The following is a 26,275-nucleotide window of genomic DNA, read 5'->3' as shown; positions in this document are numbered from 1 at the left end:
AGGATTATCTGTATGAGAAAGATCGTTTATTCTTTACTCTTCCTACTTACTTTATTGTTTGGTTATAGGGGGGACGCAGGTGTAATAGAAGCGTATGACCCCGGTGATTTAGGGATTGGTTCTGTGAAGCCCGGGAGTTTTCAAGACCCTGGCGACTTGGGAATTGGATGAAAAAGGGTGCCCTTGTTTTCAAGGGCACCCTTTTTCAGAAATAAGAAACTGTATAAGTTGAGGTGAAAAAAACTCTTTAGCTTTTTTCTTATTCATTTTTCTTTTTCAATTGTCGTTGTGGAAGCGGTTCTTGCCTGATCATTTTTAAGAATGCATAGACAAATAATATAATGATAATCGTGAAAGGTAAGGCCGAGACAAGCGAGGCGGTTTGTAGGGCATCCAATCCACCTGCGACGAGTAACACACCAGCTATAGCGGCCATCAGCACTCCCCAGATAACTTTAATTGCAAGGGCGGGTGTCAAGCTTCCATTTGTCGTCATGCCAGCCAAAATGTATGTTGCAGAATCCGCAGACGTAATCAAAAAAGTTGCAATCAACAGTATTGATAAAAAAGATAGAATTCCAGTTAGCGGTAAAAATTCAAAGGTTTCAAATAGAGCTACTGTAACATCGTTATTTACCGCTTCGGCGATTTGTGTGCCATTATTCAAATCACTGTTCAGCGCTGTACCGCCAAAAACTGCAATCCATAAACAGGCGATCAAAGGCGGGACGATAAGAACCCCGAAAATGAATTCTCTAATTGTTCTACCTCTCGATACGCGGGCGACGAATGCTCCGACGAATGGAGACCAGGCAATAACCCAGGCCCAATAGAAAATCGTCCATTCCCGCAGCCATGAACCGCCTTGGTACGGGGTAAGCCTCAAGCTGTATCCGACGAAATTAGAGATGTAATCCCCTAATCCAAGTGTGAAACTGTTAAGTATGAATACAGTAGGACCTGCGAAGAAAACGAATAAAAGCAAGAGGAAGCAGAGAGCTAAATTTATATTGCTCAGCCATTTGATGCCTTTTTCTAGACCACTACTGGAAGAAGTTAAGTATAAAATAAGTAAAACAGCCGTGATGACTAATTGAATCGTCGTATTGTTAGGAATACCGAATACCACGTGTAATCCGCCGTTCATTTGAAGGATTCCTAATCCTAAAGAAGTGGCGATCCCCATGACAGTTGCGATGACGGCCAAAGAATCGATCGTATATTTAACAGGTTTCGATTTTCCAATCACCGGTTCCAGAGCAGTTGAAACCAGACCTTTTTTGTTTTTGCGGAATTGCAGGAAACCGATTAGTAGACCAACAATCGCGAAGACAGACCACTGATTGACTCCCCAGTGGAAAAAAGAGTATCCCATGGCGATTCGGGCAGCCTCTTCTGTTTGAGCATCTAAATCAGTGAACGGCGTTTCAAAGAAGTGGCTCATAGGTTCGGCTACTCCCCAGAATACGAGTCCTGCACCAAAACCAGCAGAAAAAAGCATGCCGATCCATGTGAAGAAAGGGAATTCCGGCTTTGAGTCCTGTGGTCCGATTTTAATTTTCCCATATTTACTAAGTCCGAGGGCGACAAGGAAAATAACGAAACCGAAGACAGAAATCAAGTAAAACCAGCCGAAGTTGACTGTAGTGAATTCAAATAAAGCACCTGCCACAGCGCCGAATCCTTCCGGGTTCATCGCTCCGATGATAACTAATAGGGTGATGACGGAAGCAGAGATAAGAAATACAGGGTTTTTTAATTGATCTTTCATCGTTCTCTCCTTTCCCAAGAGAATCCTTGATTGTAAATCTGAAAGCGATGATTGATTTATTCATTCCCTGCATTCTCTTGCAAGAAACATCCCATTTTAATTTCCCAACTATTTCGCGAATTCCGACCGCAGGATTCCCATCAAAACCGTGTCATAATGGGCGCCCTGTACATATTCATTTTTCCTAAGCCTTCCTTCAACTCTGAACCCGACCTTTTCATATAAACGTAAGGCTTGAGAGTTTCCACTCCAAGTATCAAGCTGAACACGTTCTAGGTTAAGTGTATAGAAAAGGTGTTTCAAAAGAGTATTAAGAATGTCGTGACCGTAGCCCTGACCCCAATATTCGCGTTCTCCAATGCTTATACCAACCTCTGCTGACCTTACAACCGGGTTTAGACTTCCATAATGACATTTGCCGATGGGAACCCCTGTACTTACGGTGTACACCATAAAAACCCGACCGTTTTCCCATAAAGGTTGAGCGGTGAGGTTCTTCTCATAAAAAGCTTCTATATCTTCCAGCGGATTATTGTTTTGATATGCAGAAGCACTCCCATGCCCAAGAGTGGCAAGCTCTTCATCATTCGCCCATTTGAATAAATAGGGTAAGTCCTCTCTAGAGACAGGACGAAGTTCAAATAAATTTCCTTTTAACATAATATTCCTCCTTAGCAGACGCTTTATTTTAACAGATTTATTCAAATTTGTCAGAAAAGTAACAATAGGTTAAGAGATTTCGAAAAGGGTTAGACTAGAAAAAGGAGGTATGACATGTTTAAGAAATGCTCACAGGTAGAAGAGTGGTTGAAGGCTTTTGATGGAGATTGGATGTTTGCAGGGGGATGGGCGATCGATCTTCATATTGGAGAAGAAACAAGGATTCATGAAGATATGGAAATTGCTATTTTTCGGGAAGATCAGCATCTGTTACAGGAAACTTTAAAACTCTGGGATTTATGTGTAGTCAAAGAAAGAGAGTTGGTAGCTTGGGAAAATCAGGAGACTCTTCATCTGCCCACCCATGAAATACATGCTACCTCCCCGGAGGGAAACCACCTGGAAATTCTCCTGAATGAAAAATCAAGGCGGCAGTGGCAGTTTAGAAGGAGCCCCTCAATTACATTTCATTTAGATCAGATGAAGTTGAGATCAGCCCAAGGCTTTCCCTATTTGAATCCTGAAATCGTCTTATTATATAAATCAGCAAAAACAAGAGAGAAAGATCATAAAGATTTTCAGCATGTGTTCCCTTATCTTAATGAACACCAGAAAGAATGGTTGAAACAGGCCCTCATGCATCATCAACCTGAACATCCATGGCTGGAAGCACTATTATATTGAATGGACTGCTCCCTTAGGACATATCCTGTAATATGCCCATCCGCTTTCGAAATTCACCCGAATTCGATTGCTTTTCATGAGTGTCTACACTGGTTTAATCATGACTGCAGCGTAGGCGAGTTACCAAGGAATTGATGGGAGTTATTATTGATTAGGTCGTGGGTGGATTCACACTATGAATTAAGGATATTTTATAACAGGAATAATAGGGGAATACATACACTTGCCGTCCATAAGTTCCTTGCTTGATCGAATAAGAGGAGTTAACGGGCTACCAGAATGACCATGAGTAATAGGAGATTGATTGGTTCTTTTTTTTCACTGGTATCTATGGAGGGAAATTCCCCGGATTCTTTGTTTTTTTTTTCTGGAAAATGTATGATAAAACATTAGAGGAGTTTGAATGAATAAAAAGAAAACAGGGAAGAAGCAAAGGAGTAAAGAAGCATGTGGGAATGGAGAAATATCTATCGTGGAATGCTGATGGGAGCGAGTGATGTTGTTCCAGGTGTCAGCGGAGGAACGATTGCGGTCGTCTTAGGAATCTATGATCGGCTGATTGAAGCAGTCAACGGATTCTTCAGTAAAGAATGGAAGACACATTTGAAGTTTTTGTTGCCCCTCGGAATTGGAGTCGTTATTGCGATTGGTCTGATGGCGAACTTAATTGAATGGTTATTTGAACATTATCCTGGACCGACTCAATTTTTCTTTCTTGGGTTGATCATTGGTGTGCTGCCATATTTGGTACACAAAGGAGATGTGAAACATAAATTCAAATGGAATCACTATTTATTATTATTGCTTGGTGCAGGGCTTGTCGCTTCCATGGCACTATTCCAAACAACAGAATCAGATGTCATGCAGAACCTTACGATGTCCGATTATCTCTTGTTGTTTTTCTCCGGTTGGATTGCGAGTAGTGCAATGATCCTTCCAGGAATCAGTGGCTCTTTCATCTTGCTGATTATTGGAGTTTACACGACAATCACCTCAGCGATTTCCGATTTCCGTATCGACATTATCGCTGTCGTTGGTGTTGGTATTTTATGTGGAATTGTGGTGATGAGTAAGATCGTCAAATTCTTTTTGGAAAATTACACCTCTGGTACGTTTGCCATCATTATTGGATTAGTCATCGGTTCTGTATTTGTCATTTTCCCTGGTGTTCCTGATAGTGCAACATTGATGGTAATAAGTGTTCTAGCTTTCATCTTTGGATTATTAGCAGCCTGGTTGTTAGGAAGAGTCGAGTATAAATAAATCGGATGATAAGACAAACGTGTATATTTAAACTATTATAGAATGTAGATATATTGAAAAAAAGGAGATTGAGGTAGATGGAAGCCATCCAAACAGTAGAGAGATTTAATGAAATAATCACTAGCGAGCGCCCTGTCATTGTTAAATTTGAGGCGGACTGGTGCCCGGATTGCCGTCGAATGGATATGTTCATCGGAGACATCCTTGAAGAATATAAAGGATACGACTGGTACAACGTCAATCGGGACGAGTTGCCTGAAATTGCCGAAAAATATGAAGTGATGGGGATACCGAGTATTTTGATCTTCAAAGATGGAAACAAAAAAGCCCATCTTCACAGTGCAAATGCAAAGACTCCTGAAGAAGTTGAGGAGTTTTTACAAGCGAGTCTCTAAGAACCGCGTCCACATGGTTTAAAGCCATGTGGGCGTTTTCTGTAAGGAGGTGCTAGATTGTACAATCGTTTATTGTTGGTTGGTGCCGGTCATTCTCATTTAGAAGTTTTGAGGCAACTGAAAGAAGGCCATAGGGATGATTGGGATGTGTGTATGATTAACCCGTCGCCTTATCAATATTATTCGGGAATGTTTTCAGGTTTTACGGAAGAAATATACACAGAAGGGGAGATGCGTGTCGATCTAAGGAAACTGACAAAGTCTGCAGGAGTGCATTTGATCCAAAAAAAAGCGTTTAAGTTGAAAGCGGAGCAAAAGAAAATCGTTTGCGAGGATGGCTCTGTTTATCCATTTGATGTCATAAGCTTTGATATTGGTTCTAAAAGTTTACCTGCGACTTTTGAGGATACGATAGCACGGACGATTAAACCGAACTATAAGTTCCCTGATCAAATCAGAAGGTTAAGAGAGACGAACAAGCCTTTAATTGTTGGAGGGGGAGCGGCCGGTACAGAACTGGCCATGGCGGTACAAGCATACAAACAAAAACATAACATCCCTGGTCAAGTGCGTCTGATTACGGCCGAAAAAGTCATGTCTCATACGCCGAAGTGGGTGTCGGCAAGGATGCAAAAGCTTTTAGAAAAGAAGGGTATCCGGGTTTGGCAGGATGAAAGAGTAGAAGAAGTCTTTGAGGAATTTGTGAAGACTGATCGAGGAAACCGTGTACGTCACACAGGTGTGTTGTGGCTTGGTGGGGCAATCGGTGACCCCATTTTTGAGAACTCATCTGTTGCCATCGACGAACGTAATTTTGCATTAGTCCGCTCCACTTTGCAATTCCGCGATTATGATTTTATTTTTGGTGCAGGCGATTGCACAACTATGATCGACTTTCCTAATTTACCAAAGAGTGGAGTCTATGCTGTTCGTCAGGGTCCTGTTTTGTGGCAAAACTTAAGGAGCTATCTCACGGGACAGCCCTTAGAATCCTTTACTCCCCAAAAGAATGCTCTCTATATTTTATCGACGGGTGGTAAAAAAGGTTTTCTTGTTTACGGCCCTCTCAGTTCACATAACCAAAAAGCCTGGCAGTTGAAAAATAAAATTGACCGTGAATTTATGGCAAAGTATCAATGAAAAGAGCAGTTGAATGCCCTGTGTGGCTATTCAACTGCTCTCTTTATTTAATTTTTATTACGGTAAATGGCAGTATTCTATAAGACTCGATTCCGAGATATTGTGGGGCTCTAGGGGCTCCGGGAAACAGCTCGCTTTCCGTAGGGCGGGTGGTGAGCCTTCTCAGGCTTCGCCTTCCGAGGTCTCACCTGTCCTGCTAATCTCACAGGAGTCTCACCGTTTCCCTCCGCCCCTTAGCCGTATAAAGCACTTCGGAGTCGGACCGCACACTATCGCTCGTTAATAGGTAGTTTTTGTTGATGAGAGGGTGGTTTGATTCTTCTATAGTTTGAGCCAGATTCGGACTTTGTTGCGAAAGGAATAAATCGTGACGAGGAGAAGGGTGAAAACGCTGACGGCAATCAAAACGAATATTCTGTCTCCACTCGCAAGGCTGGTACCGACAAGACTGTAAGCAAACGTGCCTGGTAGCATGCCGATCACTGTAGCTAAAATGAAAGATGGGAACTTCACTCGTGTCATCCCTGCTAAATAGCTAAGAATACTGAACCCAACCAATGGAATGAGACGGAGGATGAATACATAAAGAAATCCTTGCCTCTGCATGCGTGCATAGATTGCGGAAGACCATTTTGTTTGTTGAAATTTAAAAACAGAATCCCCGAAGAAACGCCCTATCACGTATCCGGTCACACCTGCGCCTGTGGCTCCGATGATAATATAAAGCATTCCTGGCCAAACCCCATAAGTAAAGGCTGCTGCAAGGGAGAGAACAGAGGTCGGAAATGCAAGGATAGGGCCGATACAATAAAGACCTATAAGTATAAGTGGACCGGTTGTGCCGGTGGATAGGATGTAAGTCCGCATTCCATCTGTGCTTAGATCGAACTGTTTTCGAGTAAACCACGCAACTGTTATGAAAAGCATGAAGAATACCAGGGAGCGGATCATCTTCTTTGCCTTCACCTGCCTTCCTCATGGAATCGACGGACTTCCGAATCTGGAATGTAAATGGTCACATTCTCCTGCAATTCATCTTCGTGTTGGAGTGGGAGAGACACTTTCTCATCCAGAGAATGGATGTGTAGATGGGCTATGGGACGTGCGTGTTGATAGGTGACGTGCAGTAGGGTTGCTTCATAAATCCGGTCAGCCTTTCTGTCCGTTGGAGGAGACAGGGTAATTTCTTGAAGCGATATATATTCCTCTTCACTAAGTATCAGGTTTCCTCCCATAAACGAAGCTACAAGAAGGTTCGCAGGGGATTCTTGCAATGTTTTCGCCTTTCCAATCTGTTGAAATTGCCCTTCTGTAAATACAGCGATCTTATCTCCCATAATCATTGCTTCTTCCATATCATGGGTTACAAATATGGCCGTCGTTTTTTGTTTCACAAGGAAATTACGAACCCAATAACGCAAATCTTGCCGCAACGAGGGATCGAGACTGCTAAATGGTTCATCGAATAATATTACTTCAGGTTCTGTAGCCATCGCACGGGCGAGGGCAGTTCTCTGCTGTTGTCCTCCTGATATTTCAGAAGGGAAATGGTCCTGGTATTTGCCCATCCCTATAGCTGTAAGAAGGGCATCGGTTTTTTCCTTTTTATATTTTTTTGAAATTTTTGCACCGTACACGATGTTTTCCATGACTGTCATGTGGGGAAAGAGGAGCGGCTGCTGGAATACGAGGCTGATGTCCCGTTTATTGGCTTTTTGTTTCGTAATCTCTTCCCCATACATGAAAATCGAACCGTTAGTCGGTTCTTCAAGGCCAGCGAGAACACGTAGCAACGTTGTTTTTCCGCTTCCCGATGGGCCAACAATACTCAAGATCTCCCCTTGTTGAAGCTGGAAAGATAATTCGTTCAGAACCGTCTCCGATTTATAGTTTTTTGTCATGTTTTTAATCTCTAAAGTCGTCTGGTTCATCTATGATTCCTCCATGGCAAACGAGAATAAGGGAGTAGTAAGATCAATAACTCAATAACGATATACATGGTCACAGGTATGACGGCAAACCAAATGGAGAAGGCGGCCATCAGCGATGTATTTGCATTTTCCATATATGGAAAAAATACAAGAGGGAGGGTAAGGATCCGTCCTCCACCAATAATCGCGGTGATTGCGTATTGACTGAGGCTGATAACGATTGTCAAAAAGGTGAGGCTCCTGATTGCTGGTCTAAGGAGCGGCAGTTCTACAGTGAAAATCTGAGTCCAAAATCCTGCACCAAGTATATTTGATTGCTCCATCATCGCTGGTCCGGTTTGATTATAGCCATTATAAAAAATCTTAATACTGTAAGGGACTGTCGGAACAAGATGGAGGAGGATGACGCCGATCAAGGTATCCGCTAATCCGATACGGATCATCAATAGATGTAATCCCATAGCAATTGCCAAAACTGGTAATAAAATAGGGGATAGCAGAATTGCTTCCACCCATGCTTTCCCTTTATAGGGGGAGGATACTAATGCTTTTCCAGTGAAAAGGCCAATGATAAAATTAATGACCAGCACAGCGTAGCCAATAACAATCGATGTTAGCGTGGCTTCCCATAGCATGGGATCCTGAAGAAGTTTTTGATAACTTGTCCATTGCCAGGTGAAACCGTCTTCTGATTGAAAGCGCCAGGGAGAACTTACACTTTGTAAGAGGAGAAGAATCATTGGGAATACGAAAAACACGCAGGCTATAATCGAGAATGAAATTTTTCTACTCCTCATCATTTACCCCCTCTCATAGCTTTCAATCTGGTCCGGTTCAAAAATGTGTAACCAATAATTGTGAGAATCAATAAAAATATGCTAATACTTACCATCGAAGCAAACGCAAGTGGTCGGTCGTCCCAGGAGCTCCCGTAAAACCATTCATACCCAAGAACGGAAATCATCTCAGGAAACGTAGTGCCAATCAGTGCCGGTACTTCGTAAGCCGTCAAACTGAAGGAAAAAATGATGAGAAATGATTCAACCAGTACAGGCAGCAAGTGGGGGAGCTCGACAGTTGTGAAACGGTTCCATCCATTTCCACCTAACGTATCGACGAGCGCATAATACTCTGGCCGAATAGATGAGTAGACAGGCAACAATAAAAGAATGACAAGTGGAACTTCCTTCCATACGTAAGTTATGATAATGCCGATTCCATATCGATCCCTCGTCCAAATGGGAAAATCAGCTTGACTTTCCATCCACCCAGAAACGACAGCTATTTGGGAAAAGATTCCTGACTCTCCAAGTAACAAAATCACCATATACCCCCATACAAAGTGTGGGAATAACATCGGTATCCATACTCTTAACCGTGGGGATAGCTGGACCAAAATCTTATAAAAAGACCGAATCAGCAATAGTCCGATTGCTATGGATAAAATGGTGGCAATCCCTGCCGTGCGGATGCTGAACGCTATCGAAGCTAAAAAGCGATCAGAATCCAAAAGATCCCAATAGTGTGATAATGGTTCTTCGTTTCCCAAGCTTTGTACAATAGCGGTCATAAAACCATAGAAAGGAAGTGCTAAAAAAACAAAAGCTGGGAGGAGGAGGATTTTATTTCTGAACAACTTCATTGAACCACTGTTCCCTCATCAACTCGACGTAAGCTGCTTCTGATTCAGGAAGAAAGCTTTTCTCTAGTTTTTCTGGTGGCAACACGCTCTTTCCACGCTCGACAGTCTTGAATTGCTTCCGCATCTCTTCGGAAAGTTTTTCAAAACTGATGGGTGTGTTTTCTCCCCAATATTTTGGTTTGAATTTGGCGAGCTGTGCTTCTGGGGAAAGCATTTCATTAATTGCGGTCAAAGCCCCAGGGCGGTTCTGGCTATTGAAAGGAATCGAAAGGAAGTGGGTGTTGCCAATCGATCCTGGTTCCATTACAAAGGAACGAGTCGATTCAGGGAAGACTCCTTCCTCGATTAGTGATTCCGCCCGTGATTCGTTATACCCCATAGTCATCCAAACCTCGCCCTGACTATATAAGCGATCGAGTTCTGTTAATGAGTTTGGATAATGTTCTCCAGAACGCCATAAGTCACCTGTAATATCATTCAAGTATGTCCACGTGTGTTGCGCCGTCTCTGCAATCCTCTCTTCCTCAAGCGGTTGTCCATAAATGTCTTCAGGCTCCCCAGCTTGTGCATACAATATATGTCTCAGAAATGCATTACCTGTAAAATCTTCTGCTCTAGGATAGGTGAATTTTCCTGGGTTGTTATGGATCCATGCATGTAATTCTTCAAATGAAGCAGGAGGGTCTTCGATTTTATCGGAATCATAATGAAAAACAAATTGGACCTTTCCCCAAGGGGCTTCCATGCCATCGACAGCTGTTCCGAAATCAGTTTGGAAGGCTGGACTATTCGTATCGTAGTAGTCCGTGAAGTTTGGCAGTGTATGTGTAAAAGAGCCCATTAATAACCCGTTTTCTTTAGCATTTTTGAAATTCTCCCCATTAATCCAAATGAGATCGATAGTTCCTTCTTGTTTACCGGCTTGTTTTTCCGTTTGTAGTTTTTGCAGGATTTCAGGGGTGTCCATCGGTACTCGTTCTAAGGTCAACCCGTGATTTTCTTTCATACGAGGGGTGACCCATTCGTCAATATATTGGTTAATCCCTTCGTCTCCACCCCACATGTATAGCCGGACTTCCGTGCCTTCCGCTTCGGATGTGATTTCATCCCAGGAAGGTTTTGTCCAATCTCTTTCACTCGTTGAAGCCTGGCTGCAGGCAGATAAGAGTAAGAATACTAATAGTAAATATGATATTTTTCTTTTCACCCTTTGCCCTCCCTTTCATTCATTATATAAGGTGGAGAAAGTTCTCTCTGTCATTTATCATACAAACAAACCGCTCTTAAGAAAACTAATACTGCTCATTTGATGTGTGAAAATAAAGTTTGTGGAATATTGTTGGAAGGTTTATGAGAAGAAATAATCCAGTGGGATGGATTGGAAAGCAAAGGGCTCTTGAAATGGGGAGTTGAGGCTAGTCCCATCGAAATTTATCGTGGCTTGATAAAACCCAGACAGAAGGATGGATGGTGCCTTCTGTGTCGTCGGCATGGCGGAACGGTTGTGATATGCTAAGGGGGAAAGGAGAGGGACTAATGAAACTGAAAAAGGAAGAAAGAGAATATATGGTAGAAAGAATTAAAGAATATTTTGAGCTTGAAAAAGGAGAGGTCATCGGTGACTTGGCTGCAGAACAGTGGGTACATATGCTATCGGAGGAAATGGGACCTTTCTTCTATAACAAAGGGATCGACGATGCTCGACAGATGGTCGAACAAAAAGTGCTCAATATCGATGAAGATCTCCGTTCCCTTGAGCGACCTGCAGGGCAACCAAAACGAAGATAGAAAAACCACCGCTCCTTTAAGCGGAAGCGGTGGTAGGTTCTTCATATTCTTGGTCAAATTCTGCAAGCGGTGTTTCGTCAGACTGCCATTCGAAATGTTGTAGTTGTTCATTGAGGTCTGTAACCATTTCTTCGAGTTTGTTTGTCTCTTCAATCATTTGTTGGAAAGCAGTTTGCTGCTCCACGGTTGAAGCAGATATTTCTTCTGTCCCAGCAGCCGTCTCCTCGACAATACTGCTGACATTTTCAATAGATACATTGACATTAGTACTTTGTTCTTTGGAATGATCCAGTCCACTTACTAATTCTTCTAGTTGTTGATCGATCTTCGTTACTTGCCCACTGATCTTTTCAAAAGCATCTTTGGAAGTATCGACAGACTGATTCTGCTCGCGGGAAATTTGTACCGTTTCCTGCATTTCCTGCTCGATGATTTTTACACCATCTCTAATTTGCAGCACCATATCAGAGATATTCCCGGTTGCTTTCGTGGATTGGTCGGCAAGCTTCCGAACTTCTTCCGCAACGACCGCAAAACCTTTCCCGTGTTCGCCAGCTCTAGCAGCTTCGATAGCCGCATTCAAAGCAAGCAAGTTCGTCTGCTCTGCGATGTCATTGACCAGTTTAACAGTCGATTGAATTTGATCTGTGTATTGGATGAATTGATTCACAGAGCTCTCTACATTGGCGATGGAAGAGGAACTTCTGTCCATAAGGGAACGTTGTTCTATAATACTCTTCTGACCTTCTTCTACATAAACCAATGCTTCCTGGCTTATTTCCCGAGATTGTTGACCCTGATCTCTGTTCTTCTCGAAGCCTTGATGAAGATCATCCATTAAAGTAACCACATCCTGCACATCGTTCGAAATCGATTGGCTTCCCTGAGCAAGTTCATCCGTAGAGTTCGTAACCTGGCTGGATATTTCAGAAACACCTGTCATTTCTTTGTGCAAGCGTGAACTGAAATCCTGGACATTGTGACCAATATGATGGACGGATTGTACGGTTTCTTGTAAATTATCTACCATAGTTCGGAAGGAACGTTTCAATTGGCCAATCTCATCTTTCTCTTTTTCATTCACATCAATGGTTGTTTTCAAGTTTCCATTTGCGACCTCTGAGGCCTTTTCTGCTAAGATGCGGATGGGTCGTGCAATGTGTTTAGCCAGGCGGGTCGTGGATAGAATGCTAGTTACAATTAGAACAGAAGCTGCGATAATTGTGAACCAGATTAAGGTTTGAATTGTTTGTTTTTGTTCATCCATTTGTGCATCATACCAGGATTGTGCTTCTTGTTGAAGCATATAGATATCGTTGATGATACCTCCCGTCCTGGATGCTTGGCGTTGTACTTCATTGATATCATTGTTCGCGAGGGCTTCGGAAGCAACTTCTGACCAATCAGCGAATTTTGTTTTCGCTTGATCATACCATTGCTCTTGTTCTGCAGTAGAAATGAGTGGTTCAATCGCTCCGAAAATCGCATTCGTCTGCTCCATTTGCATTTCTGCTTCATTTCGTGAAGCTTCTGAAGGGTTGTAGCCGAAAGTGGTCAGTGATTGTTCTACACTGACAAGCTGTCCATGTAATTCTTTTCCTTCTAATAAAATTTGGACATCTTGATTTGATGAGCGTTGTAAATCAATCATTTGAAACACGATGAAGCCGATAAGAGCCAGGCATAATAGCAACGGAATAAGCGTCATCGTATATAATCTACGTCCTATTGTCATTGTCTTTCCTCCTTCATTCCTTTCCTGTCGCCTCATTCAATAGATCCTGTTCTTCACTCGTCATCTCTACCAGGCGGATCGGAGCAAGTCCGACACCATTTTCTTCGATTCCAAGTGTTTTTGTGTCACCTTCGAGTTCCGCTCCTTCATTCAACTGTTCCATAACTCCGTAAAGGGCTACATTGACGTTTTTCAACATGGAAGAAACGACCGCTTTTTCAGCTACAAAGAATTGATCACTATCGACACCAAAGGCACGAATTTTCTGCCTTTGTGCTTCTTTCAATACTCCTATTCCTGTGAAACCGGCTGCCGGGAAGACGAAATCAGCACCTTTAGTAACCATTTCTTGTGTGATAGACGCTCCTTTTCCATCGTCATCAAATGTACCAGCATATTCAGAAAGCACTTGTGCGTCAGGATTCGCTTCTTTCACACCTGCTATGAACCCTTTTTCAAATCGTTCTACGACAGGGATATTTTCGCCCCCAATGAATCCAACCGTATCGGTTTCTGTTTTCATACCGGCAATCAAACCTATCAAGTAACTTCCTTCATCTTCTTTGAAGGTGATGGAGGTTACGTTATCAAGTTCAGAGACTGCATCAATCATGACGAACGATTGCTCAGGGTTCTCTTTGGCCAGTTTTTCAATGGCTTGTTGGGAATTGTAACCGAGTCCGATGATGACATCGTGTCCTTGTTCTAAAAGGTCCTGGGTATGTTTCTCGTAATCTTGATCGAAAGGCTCGCGATAATCAAACGTAATTCCTAATTCATCGCGGGCTTGTTCTAATCCTTGAAAGGCAGAATCACTGAAAGAATCATCACCGAGACCACTGTCTGTCACAATCAAGCCAGCACTTATCGATTGATCTGTATTCGCTTTCGTTTCATTGTTCGCACATCCTGCCAATAGGAAGCCTATGGAAAGGAGGACGAAGACTATGTATGAACGTTTCACAATTATCACTCCTTGTTATGATGTCTGACAACTATTGATATCGGCTGTATTTGAGTCAAAATTAATAGGAAATAAGTCTCAATAATGTGCTAACTCATTAAATTGGTAGGAAAGTGGCTGGAAAGAGTTTTAAGGGGAGGGGAACAAAAAACCACCATGACATTACGTCATAGTGGTAGAATGGGTACTCAATGCAAAGGCATCCGCAATCAGCTCATAGGATTTCATCCGTTCTTCGAAAGGAGTGATAATCGTATTGATAATCACTTCCTCTACGTGATACATTTCTGCTAATTGCTCAATTTCTTCTTTCACTTTTTCTGCACATCCCACAATCATACGGTTGCGATTATCCTGGATTCTCTCTTCTTCGAATATTGTGTACGAATGGCTGAGTGCTTCTTCAGGGGTAGGGAAGTGGGAGCGTTGGTATCCTTGCTCGATTTGCAATAGTGCCATATCAAGGCTTGATGCAAGGTATTCTGCATGCTCATCTGTATCCGCACATACGACAAAGACAGAAACATTTCCGGCCGGTGTACTTTGTTGCATAGAAGAAGTGAAATAATCCTGGTAGCGTTCCATCGCCCTGATTCCACCTCGTCCATTGATGAAATGGGCGAAAGAGTAGGAGACCCCCAGGTCGGCAGCTAAACGTGCACTTGTTCCACTTGAGCCGAGCATCCAGATGGGAGGAGCGGTATCACCTTTGGGTGTGGCATGAATATCCATACCATGAGGGTCTTGGCCATGCAGATAAGCCATCAATTCCTCCACTTGCGCCGGATAATTTTCTATGCTTGGTAATTGGCCACTGTTCAAAGCTAAGTTTACGTTCGGCATCCCACCAGGGGCTCGGCCGACCCCGAGGTCGATACGGTTTGGATGCAATGTTTCAAGAATGCGGAAAGCTTCCGCAATTTTATACGAACTATAGTGGGGAAGGAGGACTCCGCCTGTTCCGATTCGAATTTGATTAGTATGAGCAGCAAGGTGAGTCGCGAGAATTTCTGGTGCGGATCCTGCGAGGCTTCCTGTACTGTGATGCTCGGATACCCAAAAGCGGTGGAACCCGAGTCTGTCTGTCCACTTTGCTAACTCTGTCGTTTGCTTAAGGGCTTCTTTGGGGTCTGTCCCAGCTAAAATAGGGGATTGATCCAAAACGCTCAATTTCATTTTTTTACCCCCTTGTAAAGGTAGTACGTTCTATTTCTATCTAACTATTATCCTCACATGTGAAGGAAAGAGATGCAAATGTAAAACCTTCCTCTAGACACACTCCCGAGCAACTATGGATGGTAGTGGTTACCGGAAAGTGAGTAGCTTACCAGAGCCCCCTCACCCTCAATCAAAGTTTGGGAGCTTATTGGAAGGAGGAAAAAAACAGACCGCTTATGTGCAGCGGTCTGTTCGTGTCCGGTAATTCAGCGTGATAAAAGTCCAAGCAAACCATAATTCAACATCGATTGACGCTCCATATCGAACATTTGACGAACTCTCAAATCGTCCATGTTCATGGGAGTGAAAAAGACTCTTCCATCTCGGAATTCATCTTTTGGTTCAACGGCAAGCCATTCTCCATCTTCAAGCCCAGACACGATTTCGACGAGTCCTTTTTCGTCAAGTCCTGTTTCGATTTCCCGACGTTCCACAACCCCTTCGTCATTCATGACCCAGGCAAATAGATTCTCTTCCGTCTCCAAAGCTGCTTCTATAGCTGTAACTACATCCAAAGATTCATTTGTAACGATTTTCACGTCTGCATGATAGCCTGGCAGCAATTCTTCCCCAGGATTCTCTAATGTTACTGTGAATGGATAACGGCTAGATTTGTTCACATCGATGTCTTCTGGAAATTCATCTAGGGATTCCAGAATTCCTGTGGTCTCGTATTCGATTTCATTTACATTCAGTTCGACAGGCATTCCCTCTTCAATCTGGTTGCGCTCCTGTTCATGGATGGTTCCTTCCAGAACAAGATTTGTCGATTCTAAAGTGAGTAATGGTGCCTTCAAATCTTTGGAAATATCTGCAACTGTACCCGAAAAAGCACTCGTAACTGTAATTTGGTCTCCATCTTCTTGAAGTTGATCAAGCTGATCCTCCGTCATTTCCAGCATTGCTTCTTGCTTGGCGAGTTCGGCTTCCTGTTCAGCTATTTTTTCTTCCTTCAAGTACTCTGTTTCAACGTACGATTGAGGTGGGGGGTCATTGGAGTCATCGTTATTGTTGAATAAGCCAGTATCATTGTCCTCTTCTGGTGGGTCGGGGACACGATAACTTTCAATATCATCAATGAAATCTTCAATAGCATCGATTTCCTCTTCGATACGACTGACTTCCGATTGAAGACGCGCTTCCTGTTGATAATAGTTCTGGACATTGTATGTATAAAGGCCATCGCCCTCATTCACCGTATCCCCTTCCGACACAAGGAATTCGTTGAATGACCCTGTTTCTTCATTGAAGTAAACGGGTTCGGATTCTTCCGAGGCAAAAACCCCTCTTGTATCCATTTTTTCATATAAATCATAGGTGATCGATTGCGACCATTCATTAATAAATGATTTACGATCGACTTGTTCTCCTTCATCAAGATAGATGAGGAAAGCATTGGTCGTAATGAAGGCGACAATCAAGAGTCCCAGGATTCTACCTTTGTAATTGATTTTTTTCATAAATCTTTACACCTGCTGCTTTCTTATCTGATTAAATAAAGGAGATATAAATCGTATTTGGTTAAAGCGGCTGTTCCTGCCCATAGCAAAAGATGCCAAAAAACGACACCGACCCAAACCCAGCCAATCTTTGTTTTGGAAAGCCATGACAAGCATTTGACCTGATACCATATGATGAATAACTGAAAAATAGAGATGGCTCCGAAAAAGTAAATCACCCAGTCGATGGTCGTAAAATAAGATGCGATTACACCGAAGGATAAAGGAGAGACATACCAATCGAGCCCAGCAAAAGTCATGAGCGGAATCCAGGTGATTCGTTCTACTAACATTACTAGAAGAACGTTCATCTGGAGAATGAACAGCTTTTTATAAGACACGTTGTTGAATAGCCAGAAAAAGAAAGATGAAATGAAGATGATGAATAAAAATAAGAGAATAGCAAAACTTACGCGTCCAAGTAAGAACCATGCTTTCCTCATTTCATATTCGACCCTATTCAAGTCAGTCATATTGGCAGAAATGGCATCCGTCCCAAGGCCAAGCCATGCTGTCCATACGTATGTAAGAATCGTTAGGACTAATAGGAAGAATAATAGATTCCATACATTTCTAATTCGTTCCGCTTCATTCAATTTGAACAAATGATCTTCGCGACGAGTGAATAATTTTATTAAATTAACCGAGTATGCCATGCGTTCCATCCTTTAATCTAGAAAAATAAAACTCTCTGTCTTATTCTAACGGAAATTGTCAGTTGTTGCTATAATTACCTGACAAACTTTCTGGGAAAAGTTAGGTGATTACCATTCATCGTATAATTCCCAAAAAGTATGTTACTCAACAATATGGCAGTATTATGGAAGACTCTGTTTCGAGAATTCTATTGCGAATAAGGGTCGGTGGTGGATAAGTCGCTTTCCGCGGGGAAGACGGCAAGCCTCCTCGGTCACTTCATGACCTTTGGTGTCTTGCCAGTCTATCCTTTCCCGCAGGAGTCTCCTCATCCCCCATCTCCCCTTGCCGTATGAGTTACTCGAAATCGCCTAAAAATAACCCTGCCATAAGTAGAGGGAGAATAGCACTTCAAGCCTGTGATTACCGCACTTTCACTTACATCATGCCGCTTCTTTTACTTGAAGATGGTTTCGAAATACTTATCATGGAAAGGGGCGGAGGGAAACGGTGAGACTCCTATTTTGAAAGCGGAAGTGCCTTGATCAGCGGCGTATGGACTGGACATTCAAATGAGGAATCGCCCTGGGAGACACGACTGGCATAAGCAGAACATCAACGGAATGGTTTTTTATTCCTTTGATGTTCTGCTTATGACGCGAATGTCTGGGCGATGGAACTGGACGAACCTTTTCCCGTAGCCCCTAAACTCCCACTAAAGTCTCGAAACGGAGTCTTCAAGAATCGGGAGCTTTAATGGAAAAAAGCACGATGCGTGATGGCACCGTGCTGAGTGGTCACCCTTGGGAAGGGGCTGGTTGATAGGGAGGATCTTCTTTTTTGGACCTGAAAAATAAGGAACGATCTTTATAAAGGAAGACCATAGACAGCAGGAATGCCATTAAATCGGAAAGTGGAAAAGCGAGCCATACCCCTGTCACGCCGAAGAAGTTCGGTAAAATTAAAACAAGCGGGATTAAAAATAGAACCTGCCGGGCCATCGATAAGATGAGAGCGGGTTTTGCCATCCCCAATGCTTGATAGAGGCCACCGCTGACGACCTGAACACCGATCAACATCGCCAGAGCAAACATAATACGGATGGCATAGGCTCCAGTTTCGATTGTTGCGGAATCTCCAGTGAAAATGTTCATCAACCCTTCAGGAAAGGCCATCATCAATACAAAAATACCAGCAGAGATGACCGTTACGACTTTCATCCCTAACATGACCGTTTCTTTCAACCGATCATAATTTTTCGCACCGTAGTTATATCCGATGATGGGCTGCATTCCTTGCAATACACCAATCATCGGCATGATGGTGAACATCGCCAATTTTTGAACGATACCGAACACACCAACTTCAAACTCGCCTCCGAATTTGATGAGCCTCCAATTGATTGCAATCATCATTCCGCTCCCGGAAACCTGACGGATGAAAGCTGGCATGCCAATGACTAGCACCTCACGGATGACAAACCACTGTGGCTTTAGATAGGCCGCTTTAATAGTCAGGGAGGATTTCCCTTTTAAAAAGTAATTCAGCACGACAATGGTGACGGTCGCCTGGGAGATGACTGTGGCAACGGAGGCTCCCTGGACTCCCATGTTCAATCCGAAGATGAAAATAGGATCGAGGATCATGTTTAAAACCGCTGGAATGATCATCGTCATCATAGCAAACTTGGAATTTCCTTCCGAACGTATGATGCTGTTCGTCGTAAAAGCGAAGGAAAAAAAGATCGACCCGATCATAATCGGGAATAAATAATCGACCGCATAAGGCATAATGCTTTCAGTCGCTCCGAACAACCTCAGTAATGGTTCAAGAAAAGTGAAAGCACCGATAAATCCTAAGCTGCTGACGACCACTATGGTAAAAAGAATGTTTCCGAATACTTGGTTCGCTTCTTCTTGTTTATTTTCCCCTAAGCGTCTGGAGATGACAGATGCTCCGCCGATCCCGACTGCTGCTGCGATTGCCATAATAATCATCATCACAGGGAAACCGATACTGACGCCAGATACACCTAAGATACCAACACCACGGGCGATGAATAATGTATCTACCACATTGTAAAGGGCCATGACAAACATACCGATCATCGCTGGAACAGATAAATTGGTTAACAACTTCGGGATGGGTTGAGAACCTAAGCGTTGACTTTGTTCTTTCATTTGTCTTCTCTCCCTATTATTTTAGGTTTCAAGTTTTCTTGCATTTTTTTTAACCAGGAAACCATCACTTGCTGCTCTTCTTTAGACAGTCCTTGAGCTGCTTCTGATTCGATCTCTTCAATAATGTTGAGAATGATCGCATGAAGCTCCTTGCCTTTCTCAGTCAGTTTAACGAGCTTCGTCCGTTTGTCTTTCTGACAGGATCTCTTAGCTATCCGTTCATGCTTCAACAGTGTCTCAATCAGTCCGTTCATTGATGAAGCTTTTATATGCAGACGTTTTTGTAAGTCCGTCTGAGATTGTTCCCCTGCTTTGGCGAGGAAGTAAATCACTTTCGCCTGGGAATGAGTAAGGCCATACTCTCCCAATCTTTGGTTATATATATTCTGTAAAAAGTGTGCCAACATATTGATGTTGTACCCTAATAATTGATCAATATTTCTTTCCATATTTACTTAGCCCCCTAAACAAATTATAGTATAAATCACTGGTGGCTAGAAGTAAACGAAATTATATCGTCAAAGAAAGGGGATATGACAGCCTTATGAACAATGCCTGACCAGATATTTTTTAAATCCAATGCTCCATCAGGGCTTCTTTTTTATAGTAAAATAAAGGAAAAGAAGGGGGAGTTATCATGCAAGCATTAAAAACACATCCGAAGTCGTTTTACGGAGGCATCTTTTGTATTGCTGCATTACTTTTTTCGAACTTCTTTATTCAGAAGATAGAAGCGACGGGTACAGTACCACCAATTCTTGTGCTGGCAACCGTCCTTGACATTATGATCGTCCTTCCGGTGTTTTTTTCTTATTTGTTCTTCGAAGAAAGCCGACTCTGTCATTGCTTGCTCCTCTATGGCTTCTAGGGGCGGGATTTGTGTACTGGATTGTTCCGCCCTATGCTCAAGAACACCTGCTATTCATGAACGTTTCCATTATTGTCGTTGAAGTAAGTTTTCTCCTCTTAGAATTTTTCCTTCTAGTTCTTTTGATTAAAAATTTTAAAACATGGAAAAAGAACTTTAAGGCTACACTTCAAACATGTCCTCATTTACTTGCAAGAATATCTACAGCCAATCAGAAAACGTTTGGAAGCTATAGGAAGTTGGAGCGGCTCATCGAATTCATATCCACAGATGCTTCGGCCGTCCGCTACACCTTTTTTCCAAACATGGATAGCAAGCCGTTGGGCGATCATACCTTCAGTTATCATAAAAATAGTGAATACTTCGGCGTCTTCCTTATGCTCGTTCATGCGATGCTTATTGAAATCATCGCTGTCCATGTCATGCTTCTGCAGTACAGCCACACCATCGCCTGGATTGCAACCATTCTTGACGTCTATGCGCTTGTCTTCTTAATAGGTGACTACCAGGCGATTCGTAAAAGTCCTGTCGTAATCCAGAATAACCTAATCCATCTCCAAAAAGGGCTTCGTTTCCATATATCCGTGCCATTAGAAAAAGTGGAGGAGATTCGACGTTTTCAAGGTGAAACATTATTGGAGGATCGGTATTCCTTTGCCTTGGTACTTGCTGGATTTGAGAAACAGCCGCCTCAATTCGAAGTCCTGTTAAACGAAGGGATAGAGGGGCGTCGGCTTTTCGGATTCAAACGCGAAGTGAGACGGATTTATTTGACCGTCGATGAACCTGAACGCTTTCTACAGAAAGTGAAGGAAGAATGGCTGGTTTCAGGTCAGGGAAAATAGTCAATTATGAATAAGAGGAAGGAAGGGATACTATGCCTCGTTACCAAAGTGGTGTTTTCTTATATAATGGAAATAAAGGTGAAAATGAAATTGGAACAGCTCTTGGTCAGACGTTACCAATCATCAGTGAAGAAGTGAAAGAGTTAAAGGTCATTCAAACGTCTTCCTTAGAGGATTTGAGGGAAGTTTGTCGTTCCTATGGACCGGAAGTAGAGGTGTTCTTCATTTATGGTGGAGATGGGACGGTGCATGAAGTCATAAACTGCTTAGCCCCGTTGGAGCAGCGTCCGGTCATTGGTGTCCTTCCTGGAGGTACGTGTAATGATTTCAGTCGCGTAATGGACACCCCTCAACGTTTGGAACAGGCGGCAAGGGGGATTATAGAAGGAGAAGAATTGACGGTCGATGTAGGCAAAACAGAGAATGATTATTTTTTAAACTTTTGGGGGATCGGCCTTGTAACACAAACATCGTTTAATATTGATGAAAATCAAAAGAATCGACTAGGGGTGCTCAGTTATTTCATAAGCGCGTTAAAAACGATGAACCAGGCGGATTCTTTTGATTACAAAATTAAAATCGACGGTGAAATGATTGAGGGAGAAGCAGTGATGATCCTTGTCATGAATGGGCAATTTATCGGTACAAGAAGATTGCCTGTCCCTTCCATTGACATGCAGGACGGGTTGTTTGATGTATTGATTGTCAAGAACTCCAACCTTACTTTATTCCGCGAATTGATGACTATGGGGCGGCCGCAAACAGATCCAAGTGAATTTCAAGAGCTCTATCACATTCAGGGGGAAAAGCTGAAGGTAGATGTCCAGTATACCCAGGAGGTTGATATGGATGGGGAGATCAAAGGGGAAACCCCTGAAAGTATGCAGGTTCTTCCTAACCATTTCACAGTCCTTGGGGGAGGTCCGCACGCTTTGAAAACGATGCTCAACCCTTAAAATATCAGAAGATCATCATTTAGGGGTGGTTTGACAGTTAGAATTTGTTAAACTTATACTATCTTTATCTATTGAAAAGGATGGGCGAACCGTGATGAACGAACAAGAACTGTACCGCAAGAAAAAACAAGACCCCTCGTTGAAGCTGTTTGTTGTTTTGTCAAAGGCTCAGCGTACTATAGCTGATCTAGTGAAAGATGACATTCAACGTTATGAATTAAACCCGACAGAATTTGGGGTCCTTGAACTTCTTTACCACCAAGGGGAACAACCGCTGCAGAAAATAGGAGAGAAAGTTCTCCTTGCAAGTGGGAGTATCACGTATGTTGTGGACAAGCTGGAGAAGAAAAATTATCTGAAACGAGTCCCATGTCCGAATGATCGGCGAATCACTTTTGCTTCTATCACCGATAAGGGGCGAGAATTACTGAACGGAATTTTCCCTGATCATTGGAAGCAGATTGAAGCGATTATGGGTGGCTTGACTGATGAAGAGAAGCACGATGCCATTGAGCTGTTGAAGAAGCTCGGAAAATATGCAGATACGATAAAAGAGTAGCAAATTTTCTGAGAATCCATTATAATAACAATAACACTAAAGACAAAGGAGGGTATGAAGATGTTACAGATGCACGTGCTAGATTACCAAATCAATTATGTACGCCGTGCAATTATTCATGATTCAGCTGTCAACGGGACACGTATGTCCAAAATGGCAACTGAATAGTGGAAAATGTAACGTCTCATATCTGGGTTATAGGCAAGGCTTGAAACAGTAGATGTTGATGAAGAAAGGACTCTGCCCGCTAAGTGTGTGCAGATACTCCTTTTTAGTGGCTATCAACAAATATAGGGAATAGAGCCAAGTGAAAGTCAGAGGTAACGAGACCTCTGACTTTTTTGTGTCTTCAAAAAGTCTTTAGGAGGAAAATTATTTATGATCATAACGTTAAAGAATTTATATAAAATCATTGGTGGAGAAGTGTTGTTCGAGTCTTTGGATATGGAAATGAAAGAACATCAAAAAGTTGGTCTCGTCGGCAGGAATGGAAGTGGGAAGTCAACCATCTTCCGAATCATTACAAAGGAAGAAACCCTGGATGGAGGGGACCTTTTTATACAGAAGGGGACGAAAATCGGTTATTTAAAGCAAATCCCTTCCGACTGGCATGATACGGGAAGGGCATATGTAGAGCTCGCTTTTGAAAATCTTTTATCTCTGGCCAAGGAGATGGAAGCTTTAGAGCAAGAAATGACAAACCCAGATAAAATGGAGGCCGCCATAGCAGCTTATGGGGAACTGCAGGAGCGTTTCACACAGCAAGGAGGCTATGAAATCGATGCATCCATCCAAAAGGTGTCGAACGGTTTGAATGTCGATCACTTGCTGGAGCAACCTTTCGCCAATCTGAGCGGAGGGGAGAAGACGAAGCTGGGCTTAGCTAAGCTGCTACTGGAGCAACCGGATGTGCTTTTATTAGATGAACCGACGAACCACCTCGATTTACAAGCCATCGAATGGTTAGAAAGTTATTTGCAACAATATGATGGAACCGTGTGCATCATCTCGCACGATCGTTCATTCCTTGATCATGTGGTCACAGATATCATGGATCTTGAATCTGGAGAAGTTCATATGTACAAAGGGAACTATTCTTCTTTTGAGAAACAAAAGGAAGAGAAACTTTTGGCTGAATTCCATCAATATGAAGAACAACAGAAAAAGATCAAAAAGATGAAAGAAGCGATTCGCCGTTTGAGACAATGGGCGAACGAAGCTAATCCACCGAACCCAAAGCTGTTCAAGAAAGCGAAAAGCATGGAAAAAGCATTGGAACGGATGGAGAAACTTGATAAACCGATGGTTGATCCGAAGAAAATGAAGCTTTCTTTAGACGCTGAGGGTCGGACAGGGAAAGATGTTTTTACAGTGGAAGGTCTAGAGAAGAATTATGATGGAGTCCCTGTATTTGATAGCGTCCATCTTCATGTCCGTTATCAAGACCGGATTGCCATCGTCGGTGCGAACGGAAGTGGAAAATCGACACTATTAAAGATTCTTTTAGGAAAAGAAGAACCAAGTGCGGGGATCATCAAACATGCCCCTTCTCTAACAATCGGATACCTGCCGCAAAACCCCTTACAAGAAGCCGATCGCGACCAGCGGATGATCGATTATTTCAGAGATCATATCCGAGTAACGGAAGGGGAGGCACGTCACAGGTTAGCCGGCTTCATGTTTTACGGATATGATGTGTTCCGTAAAATTCGTCACCTGAGCGGTGGAGAACAGATGAGGCTGAAACTGGCTGTGTTCATGCATCAGGATATCCAAGTTTTGATTCTCGATGAACCAACGAACCACCTGGATGTAGAGTCACAGGAAGTGTTGGAAGAGGCACTTAATCAGTTCACCGGCACAGTGCTCGGTGTTTCACACGACCGGTATTTCTTAAACCAATGTTTTACTCACACTGCTTATTTAGTTGATGGGAAGCTCCATCGTCACATCGGTACTTATGAGGAGACGAAAAAATACTGGCACGCTTTGTTGGAAGAAAAAGAAAAAAAACGTGTACCCCGTGAGAAGGCTGAAACTAGACAACGAACAAAGGAACAAACTGGACCAGTAGATGTGGAAAAAGAAATCATGCAGTTGGAACAGGAGATGTCTGAGCTGGAAGAACGGATGAAAACTTGTGAAGATATCGATGGTCTAGGACAGCTGCAATTAGAAAAAGAGCAGATCGAAAAGAATGTTGAAATCCTTTATGAAAGTTGGTTGGAGAAGGGATGAGGAAGAAGCAGCGGCTGTATACAGCCGCTGCTTCTTTGGGATCGGAGTTTTTAAGCTATGGATGACAGGTAAGGTCGTACTTATGGCTAAGCTTTTACTAGAGAGTAAGTTCAAAAAAGGGAGATGTGTTTGTTGGGATCCTCTTTTTTCACTTTGTAATAATCAACAAGGTTATCGATATAGGTGAAAAGGTCAGGACAATAAATATTCGTTTTCCTAAGGTCCATTTGAGTTTGGGTGGAGATATAGTCAGCGCCACTTAAAAAATACTCGAGTGCTTGTTTTTGGATACCTAGACTTTTTCTTAATGCACGAATTCGTAACGGTTGGCGGGCGAGAGGGATCGGGACCGTGAAGCGTGGAATTTTATGAGCATACACCTGACATAAATATTCGTAAATACTCCTGGCATCATATGGATCAGGATCGGTAAGGTGATAAGTGTGATCGGCACTTCCAGGTTGGTGTGCAAGGTGATTGGTGGCTGCTATAACATAATCTTGAGGCACGATGTTTACTTTCACTTGACCTTTTCCGAAAAATGGGAGGATCGGAGAATGCTTCATAACTTCTAACATGTTTAATAGGAAGTAGGGACCGTCAAACTTGGCGGTTACTCCAGTTTTAGTATGGCCGACCACAATGCCTGGACGGATGATCGTTGTAGGGACTTTATGTCGCATTCGATCAACGAGTAATTCTGCTTCATACTTGGTATATTCATAATGATTTTTGAAGCCCTCCCCGTGAACCAAATCTGTTTCATAAATGCGACCTGTTCTCTTACCAGAAACATAAGCAGTGCTGAAGTAAATATATCTGTCTAAGTTCAGGCAATGGGTTACCCAGCGGTTGACTTGCCGCGTCCCCTGGACATTCACCTCCCATGCCGGGAGCAAAGAAACGGCCAGGTCATAAAGAGCTGCCAGGTGATAGAAATGTGTGACTTCCTGTTGTAGTTTTTGGGATACGGAAGAGGGCAATCCAATATCGGATTTTGTGATATCCCCATGGATGAGTTCTACTTTTCGGGTATCGACAATGTCTCCATCGTTCCATATTTCTAACTGTTTTTTCGCTTGTCCTTCTGTTTGGGGGAGGTGAAGGAGATAGATTTTTTCCATAGTGATACCAATTTTGAAGAGGTCTTCGACCAGGGATGTTGCCAAATAACCAGGGAAACCAGTGAATAAATAAGTGTTGGGCATATAATCGCCTCCGTTCGCAGGATAAGTAAACGATTCGCTCCTTCCAGGTAAACTTCCTGCTTTTACCTATTAACGGTTTATAATGGCAGGTGGCA

General features: G+C 42.8%; 28 protein-coding genes. 13 read left to right on the top strand and 15 right to left on the bottom strand.

The window, feature by feature from the left end; translation table 11 throughout:
* Positions 1–12: 12 nt before the first annotated feature.
* Positions 13–171 carry a hypothetical protein gene (locus tag BMZ58_RS21245; RefSeq protein ID WP_167360109.1) on the top strand — a complete coding sequence of 53 codons (159 nt, stop codon included), beginning with the start codon at positions 13–15 and terminating at the stop codon, positions 169–171.
* 88 nt (positions 172–259) lie between these two features.
* Here the strand turns inward: BMZ58_RS21245 and BMZ58_RS17405 are convergent, their stop codons facing one another.
* Together BMZ58_RS17405 and BMZ58_RS17400 are read right to left on the bottom strand one after the other, a co-directional pair.
* Positions 260–1,771 (bottom strand): BCCT family transporter, encoded by a 1,512-nt coding sequence (locus tag BMZ58_RS17405; protein ID WP_075037820.1) that lies wholly within the window; start codon positions 1,769–1,771, stop codon positions 260–262.
* Between the two features lie 108 nt (positions 1,772–1,879).
* A complete protein-coding gene (locus BMZ58_RS17400) occupies positions 1,880–2,431 on the bottom strand; it encodes a GNAT family N-acetyltransferase (protein WP_075037819.1) in 552 nt (183 codons plus the stop codon).
* 114 nt (positions 2,432–2,545) lie between these two features.
* Between BMZ58_RS17400 and BMZ58_RS17395 the strand changes: the two genes are divergently transcribed.
* From BMZ58_RS17395 to BMZ58_RS17380, 4 genes are all read left to right on the top strand, one after another.
* Positions 2,546–3,115: a nucleotidyltransferase domain-containing protein gene (locus BMZ58_RS17395; RefSeq protein ID WP_075037818.1), complete on the top strand. Its 570-nt coding sequence runs from the start codon at positions 2,546–2,548 to the stop codon at positions 3,113–3,115.
* A gap of 447 nt (positions 3,116–3,562) precedes the next feature.
* Positions 3,563–4,378: a DUF368 domain-containing protein gene (locus BMZ58_RS17390; RefSeq protein ID WP_075037817.1), complete on the top strand. Its 816-nt coding sequence runs from the start codon at positions 3,563–3,565 to the stop codon at positions 4,376–4,378.
* Between the two features lie 77 nt (positions 4,379–4,455).
* The gene (locus tag BMZ58_RS17385) at positions 4,456–4,773 is read left to right on the top strand and encodes a thioredoxin family protein (protein WP_075037816.1); all 318 of its coding nucleotides are present in this window, start codon (positions 4,456–4,458) and stop codon (positions 4,771–4,773) included.
* Between the two features lie 57 nt (positions 4,774–4,830).
* The gene (locus BMZ58_RS17380) at positions 4,831–5,913 is read left to right on the top strand and encodes an FAD-dependent oxidoreductase (RefSeq protein WP_075037815.1); all 1,083 of its coding nucleotides are present in this window, start codon (positions 4,831–4,833) and stop codon (positions 5,911–5,913) included.
* A gap of 321 nt (positions 5,914–6,234) precedes the next feature.
* Here the strand turns inward: BMZ58_RS17380 and BMZ58_RS17375 are convergent, their stop codons facing one another.
* Genes BMZ58_RS17375 through BMZ58_RS17355 form a run of 5 tightly spaced genes read right to left on the bottom strand, consistent with a single transcriptional unit; the run spans position 6,235 to position 10,693 of the window.
* Positions 6,235–6,879, bottom strand: coding sequence for a TVP38/TMEM64 family protein (locus tag BMZ58_RS17375; RefSeq protein WP_083412866.1), 645 nt, complete (start codon positions 6,877–6,879; stop codon positions 6,235–6,237).
* Complete coding sequence (locus BMZ58_RS17370; RefSeq protein ID WP_075037814.1) at positions 6,876–7,844, bottom strand: ABC transporter ATP-binding protein; 969 nt, start codon at positions 7,842–7,844, stop codon at positions 6,876–6,878. The genes BMZ58_RS17375 and BMZ58_RS17370 overlap by 4 nt, the downstream gene beginning before the upstream one ends.
* Complete coding sequence (locus BMZ58_RS17365) at positions 7,841–8,641, bottom strand: ABC transporter permease (RefSeq protein WP_075037813.1); 801 nt, start codon at positions 8,639–8,641, stop codon at positions 7,841–7,843. Before BMZ58_RS17365 ends, BMZ58_RS17370 begins: the two co-directional genes overlap by 4 nt.
* A complete protein-coding gene (locus tag BMZ58_RS17360) occupies positions 8,641–9,486 on the bottom strand; it encodes an ABC transporter permease subunit (RefSeq protein ID WP_075037812.1) in 846 nt (281 codons plus the stop codon). Before BMZ58_RS17360 ends, BMZ58_RS17365 begins: the two co-directional genes overlap by 1 nt.
* Complete coding sequence (locus BMZ58_RS17355; protein WP_075037811.1) at positions 9,467–10,693, bottom strand: ABC transporter substrate-binding protein; 1,227 nt, start codon at positions 10,691–10,693, stop codon at positions 9,467–9,469. Before BMZ58_RS17355 ends, BMZ58_RS17360 begins: the two co-directional genes overlap by 20 nt.
* A 329-nt stretch (positions 10,694–11,022) precedes the next feature.
* Here BMZ58_RS17355 and BMZ58_RS17350 point away from each other — a divergent pair, with 329 nt between their 5' ends.
* Positions 11,023–11,274 carry a DUF2164 domain-containing protein gene (locus tag BMZ58_RS17350; protein WP_075037810.1) on the top strand — a complete coding sequence of 84 codons (252 nt, stop codon included), beginning with the start codon at positions 11,023–11,025 and terminating at the stop codon, positions 11,272–11,274.
* A gap of 16 nt (positions 11,275–11,290) precedes the next feature.
* Here the strand turns inward: BMZ58_RS17350 and BMZ58_RS17345 are convergent, their stop codons facing one another.
* The 5 genes from BMZ58_RS17345 to BMZ58_RS17325 form a co-directional block, all read right to left on the bottom strand.
* Positions 11,291–13,009, bottom strand: coding sequence for a methyl-accepting chemotaxis protein (locus BMZ58_RS17345; RefSeq protein ID WP_075037809.1), 1,719 nt, complete (start codon positions 13,007–13,009; stop codon positions 11,291–11,293).
* A 13-nt stretch (positions 13,010–13,022) separates the two neighbouring features.
* Positions 13,023–13,973: a BMP family lipoprotein gene (locus BMZ58_RS17340; protein WP_075037808.1), complete on the bottom strand. Its 951-nt coding sequence runs from the start codon at positions 13,971–13,973 to the stop codon at positions 13,023–13,025.
* Between the two features lie 162 nt (positions 13,974–14,135).
* A complete protein-coding gene (locus tag BMZ58_RS17335) occupies positions 14,136–15,149 on the bottom strand; it encodes an LLM class flavin-dependent oxidoreductase (protein WP_075037807.1) in 1,014 nt (337 codons plus the stop codon).
* A gap of 248 nt (positions 15,150–15,397) precedes the next feature.
* Positions 15,398–16,651, bottom strand: coding sequence for an efflux RND transporter periplasmic adaptor subunit (locus BMZ58_RS17330; protein ID WP_075037806.1), 1,254 nt, complete (start codon positions 16,649–16,651; stop codon positions 15,398–15,400).
* Positions 16,652–16,674: 23 nt separating this feature from the next.
* Positions 16,675–17,355, bottom strand: coding sequence for a hypothetical protein (locus BMZ58_RS17325; protein ID WP_244151640.1), 681 nt, complete (start codon positions 17,353–17,355; stop codon positions 16,675–16,677).
* 323 nt (positions 17,356–17,678) lie between these two features.
* On the opposite strand from BMZ58_RS17325, the gene BMZ58_RS21240 reads away from it, so the two are divergent.
* The gene (locus BMZ58_RS21240; RefSeq protein ID WP_167360108.1) at positions 17,679–17,840 is read left to right on the top strand and encodes a hypothetical protein; all 162 of its coding nucleotides are present in this window, start codon (positions 17,679–17,681) and stop codon (positions 17,838–17,840) included.
* 283 nt (positions 17,841–18,123) lie between these two features.
* Here BMZ58_RS21240 and BMZ58_RS17320 read toward each other — a convergent pair whose 3' ends face one another.
* Together BMZ58_RS17320 and BMZ58_RS17315 are read right to left on the bottom strand one after the other, a co-directional pair.
* Positions 18,124–19,506, bottom strand: coding sequence for an MATE family efflux transporter (locus BMZ58_RS17320; RefSeq protein WP_075037804.1), 1,383 nt, complete (start codon positions 19,504–19,506; stop codon positions 18,124–18,126).
* Complete coding sequence (locus BMZ58_RS17315; RefSeq protein ID WP_075037803.1) at positions 19,503–19,955, bottom strand: MarR family winged helix-turn-helix transcriptional regulator; 453 nt, start codon at positions 19,953–19,955, stop codon at positions 19,503–19,505. The genes BMZ58_RS17320 and BMZ58_RS17315 overlap by 4 nt, the downstream gene beginning before the upstream one ends.
* A gap of 188 nt (positions 19,956–20,143) precedes the next feature.
* Here BMZ58_RS17315 and BMZ58_RS17310 point away from each other — a divergent pair, with 188 nt between their 5' ends.
* The 6 genes from BMZ58_RS17310 (at position 20,144) to abc-f (ending at position 24,972) form a co-directional block, all read left to right on the top strand.
* Complete coding sequence (locus BMZ58_RS17310) at positions 20,144–20,374, top strand: hypothetical protein (protein WP_075037802.1); 231 nt, start codon at positions 20,144–20,146, stop codon at positions 20,372–20,374.
* A gap of 11 nt (positions 20,375–20,385) precedes the next feature.
* Complete coding sequence (locus BMZ58_RS17305; RefSeq protein ID WP_075037801.1) at positions 20,386–21,219, top strand: hypothetical protein; 834 nt, start codon at positions 20,386–20,388, stop codon at positions 21,217–21,219.
* A gap of 32 nt (positions 21,220–21,251) precedes the next feature.
* Positions 21,252–22,175: a YegS/Rv2252/BmrU family lipid kinase gene (locus tag BMZ58_RS17300; RefSeq protein ID WP_075037800.1), complete on the top strand. Its 924-nt coding sequence runs from the start codon at positions 21,252–21,254 to the stop codon at positions 22,173–22,175.
* 94 nt (positions 22,176–22,269) lie between these two features.
* Positions 22,270–22,734 (top strand): MarR family winged helix-turn-helix transcriptional regulator, encoded by a 465-nt coding sequence (locus BMZ58_RS17295; protein WP_075037881.1) that lies wholly within the window; start codon positions 22,270–22,272, stop codon positions 22,732–22,734.
* Between the two features lie 60 nt (positions 22,735–22,794).
* On the top strand, positions 22,795–22,902 hold the full coding sequence (locus tag BMZ58_RS21650) for an RAxF-45 family protein (RefSeq protein WP_279626144.1): 108 nt from the start codon (positions 22,795–22,797) through the stop codon (positions 22,900–22,902).
* Positions 22,903–23,112: 210 nt separating this feature from the next.
* Positions 23,113–24,972, top strand: coding sequence for a ribosomal protection-like ABC-F family protein (gene abc-f / locus BMZ58_RS17290; protein ID WP_075037799.1), 1,860 nt, complete (start codon positions 23,113–23,115; stop codon positions 24,970–24,972).
* Positions 24,973–25,082: 110 nt separating this feature from the next.
* On the opposite strand, the gene BMZ58_RS17285 is transcribed toward abc-f, so the two are convergent.
* The gene (locus tag BMZ58_RS17285; protein ID WP_075037798.1) at positions 25,083–26,180 is read right to left on the bottom strand and encodes an SDR family oxidoreductase; all 1,098 of its coding nucleotides are present in this window, start codon (positions 26,178–26,180) and stop codon (positions 25,083–25,085) included.
* Positions 26,181–26,275: the final 95 nt, after the last annotated feature.

Source organism: Halobacillus dabanensis (assembly GCF_900114165.1).
GTDB classification, from domain to species: domain Bacteria; phylum Bacillota; class Bacilli; order Bacillales; family Halobacillaceae; genus Halobacillus; species Halobacillus dabanensis.
This window is presented reverse-complemented; position numbering and strand designations above follow the sequence as displayed.

Excerpts from the sequence above, each read along its gene's own strand:
- BMZ58_RS21245 (WP_167360109.1), top strand. The coding sequence starts at position 13 with ATGAGAAAGATCGTTTATTCTTTACTCTTCCTACTTACTTTATTGTTT.
- BMZ58_RS17405 (WP_075037820.1), bottom strand. The coding sequence starts at position 1,771 with ATGAAAGATCAATTAAAAAACCCTGTATTTCTTATCTCTGCTTCCGTC.
- BMZ58_RS17400 (WP_075037819.1), bottom strand. The coding sequence starts at position 2,431 with ATGTTAAAAGGAAATTTATTTGAACTTCGTCCTGTCTCTAGAGAGGAC.
- BMZ58_RS17395 (WP_075037818.1), top strand. The coding sequence starts at position 2,546 with ATGTTTAAGAAATGCTCACAGGTAGAAGAGTGGTTGAAGGCTTTTGAT.
- BMZ58_RS17390 (WP_075037817.1), top strand. The coding sequence starts at position 3,563 with ATGTGGGAATGGAGAAATATCTATCGTGGAATGCTGATGGGAGCGAGT.
- BMZ58_RS17385 (WP_075037816.1), top strand. The coding sequence starts at position 4,456 with ATGGAAGCCATCCAAACAGTAGAGAGATTTAATGAAATAATCACTAGC.
- BMZ58_RS17370 (WP_075037814.1), bottom strand. The coding sequence starts at position 7,844 with ATGAACCAGACGACTTTAGAGATTAAAAACATGACAAAAAACTATAAA.
- BMZ58_RS17365 (WP_075037813.1), bottom strand. The coding sequence starts at position 8,641 with ATGAGGAGTAGAAAAATTTCATTCTCGATTATAGCCTGCGTGTTTTTC.
- BMZ58_RS17360 (WP_075037812.1), bottom strand. The coding sequence starts at position 9,486 with ATGAAGTTGTTCAGAAATAAAATCCTCCTCCTCCCAGCTTTTGTTTTT.
- BMZ58_RS17350 (WP_075037810.1), top strand. The coding sequence starts at position 11,023 with ATGAAACTGAAAAAGGAAGAAAGAGAATATATGGTAGAAAGAATTAAA.
- BMZ58_RS17345 (WP_075037809.1), bottom strand. The coding sequence starts at position 13,009 with ATGACAATAGGACGTAGATTATATACGATGACGCTTATTCCGTTGCTA.
- BMZ58_RS17335 (WP_075037807.1), bottom strand. The coding sequence starts at position 15,149 with ATGAAATTGAGCGTTTTGGATCAATCCCCTATTTTAGCTGGGACAGAC.
- BMZ58_RS17330 (WP_075037806.1), bottom strand. The coding sequence starts at position 16,651 with ATGAAAAAAATCAATTACAAAGGTAGAATCCTGGGACTCTTGATTGTC.
- BMZ58_RS17325 (WP_244151640.1), bottom strand. The coding sequence starts at position 17,355 with ATGGAACGCATGGCATACTCGGTTAATTTAATAAAATTATTCACTCGT.
- BMZ58_RS21240 (WP_167360108.1), top strand. The coding sequence starts at position 17,679 with ATGAGTTACTCGAAATCGCCTAAAAATAACCCTGCCATAAGTAGAGGG.
- BMZ58_RS17320 (WP_075037804.1), bottom strand. The coding sequence starts at position 19,506 with ATGAAAGAACAAAGTCAACGCTTAGGTTCTCAACCCATCCCGAAGTTG.
- BMZ58_RS17315 (WP_075037803.1), bottom strand. The coding sequence starts at position 19,955 with ATGGAAAGAAATATTGATCAATTATTAGGGTACAACATCAATATGTTG.
- BMZ58_RS17310 (WP_075037802.1), top strand. The coding sequence starts at position 20,144 with ATGCAAGCATTAAAAACACATCCGAAGTCGTTTTACGGAGGCATCTTT.
- BMZ58_RS17300 (WP_075037800.1), top strand. The coding sequence starts at position 21,252 with ATGCCTCGTTACCAAAGTGGTGTTTTCTTATATAATGGAAATAAAGGT.
- BMZ58_RS17295 (WP_075037881.1), top strand. The coding sequence starts at position 22,270 with ATGAACGAACAAGAACTGTACCGCAAGAAAAAACAAGACCCCTCGTTG.
- BMZ58_RS21650 (WP_279626144.1), top strand. The coding sequence starts at position 22,795 with ATGTTACAGATGCACGTGCTAGATTACCAAATCAATTATGTACGCCGT.
- abc-f (WP_075037799.1), top strand. The coding sequence starts at position 23,113 with ATGATCATAACGTTAAAGAATTTATATAAAATCATTGGTGGAGAAGTG.
- BMZ58_RS17285 (WP_075037798.1), bottom strand. The coding sequence starts at position 26,180 with ATGCCCAACACTTATTTATTCACTGGTTTCCCTGGTTATTTGGCAACA.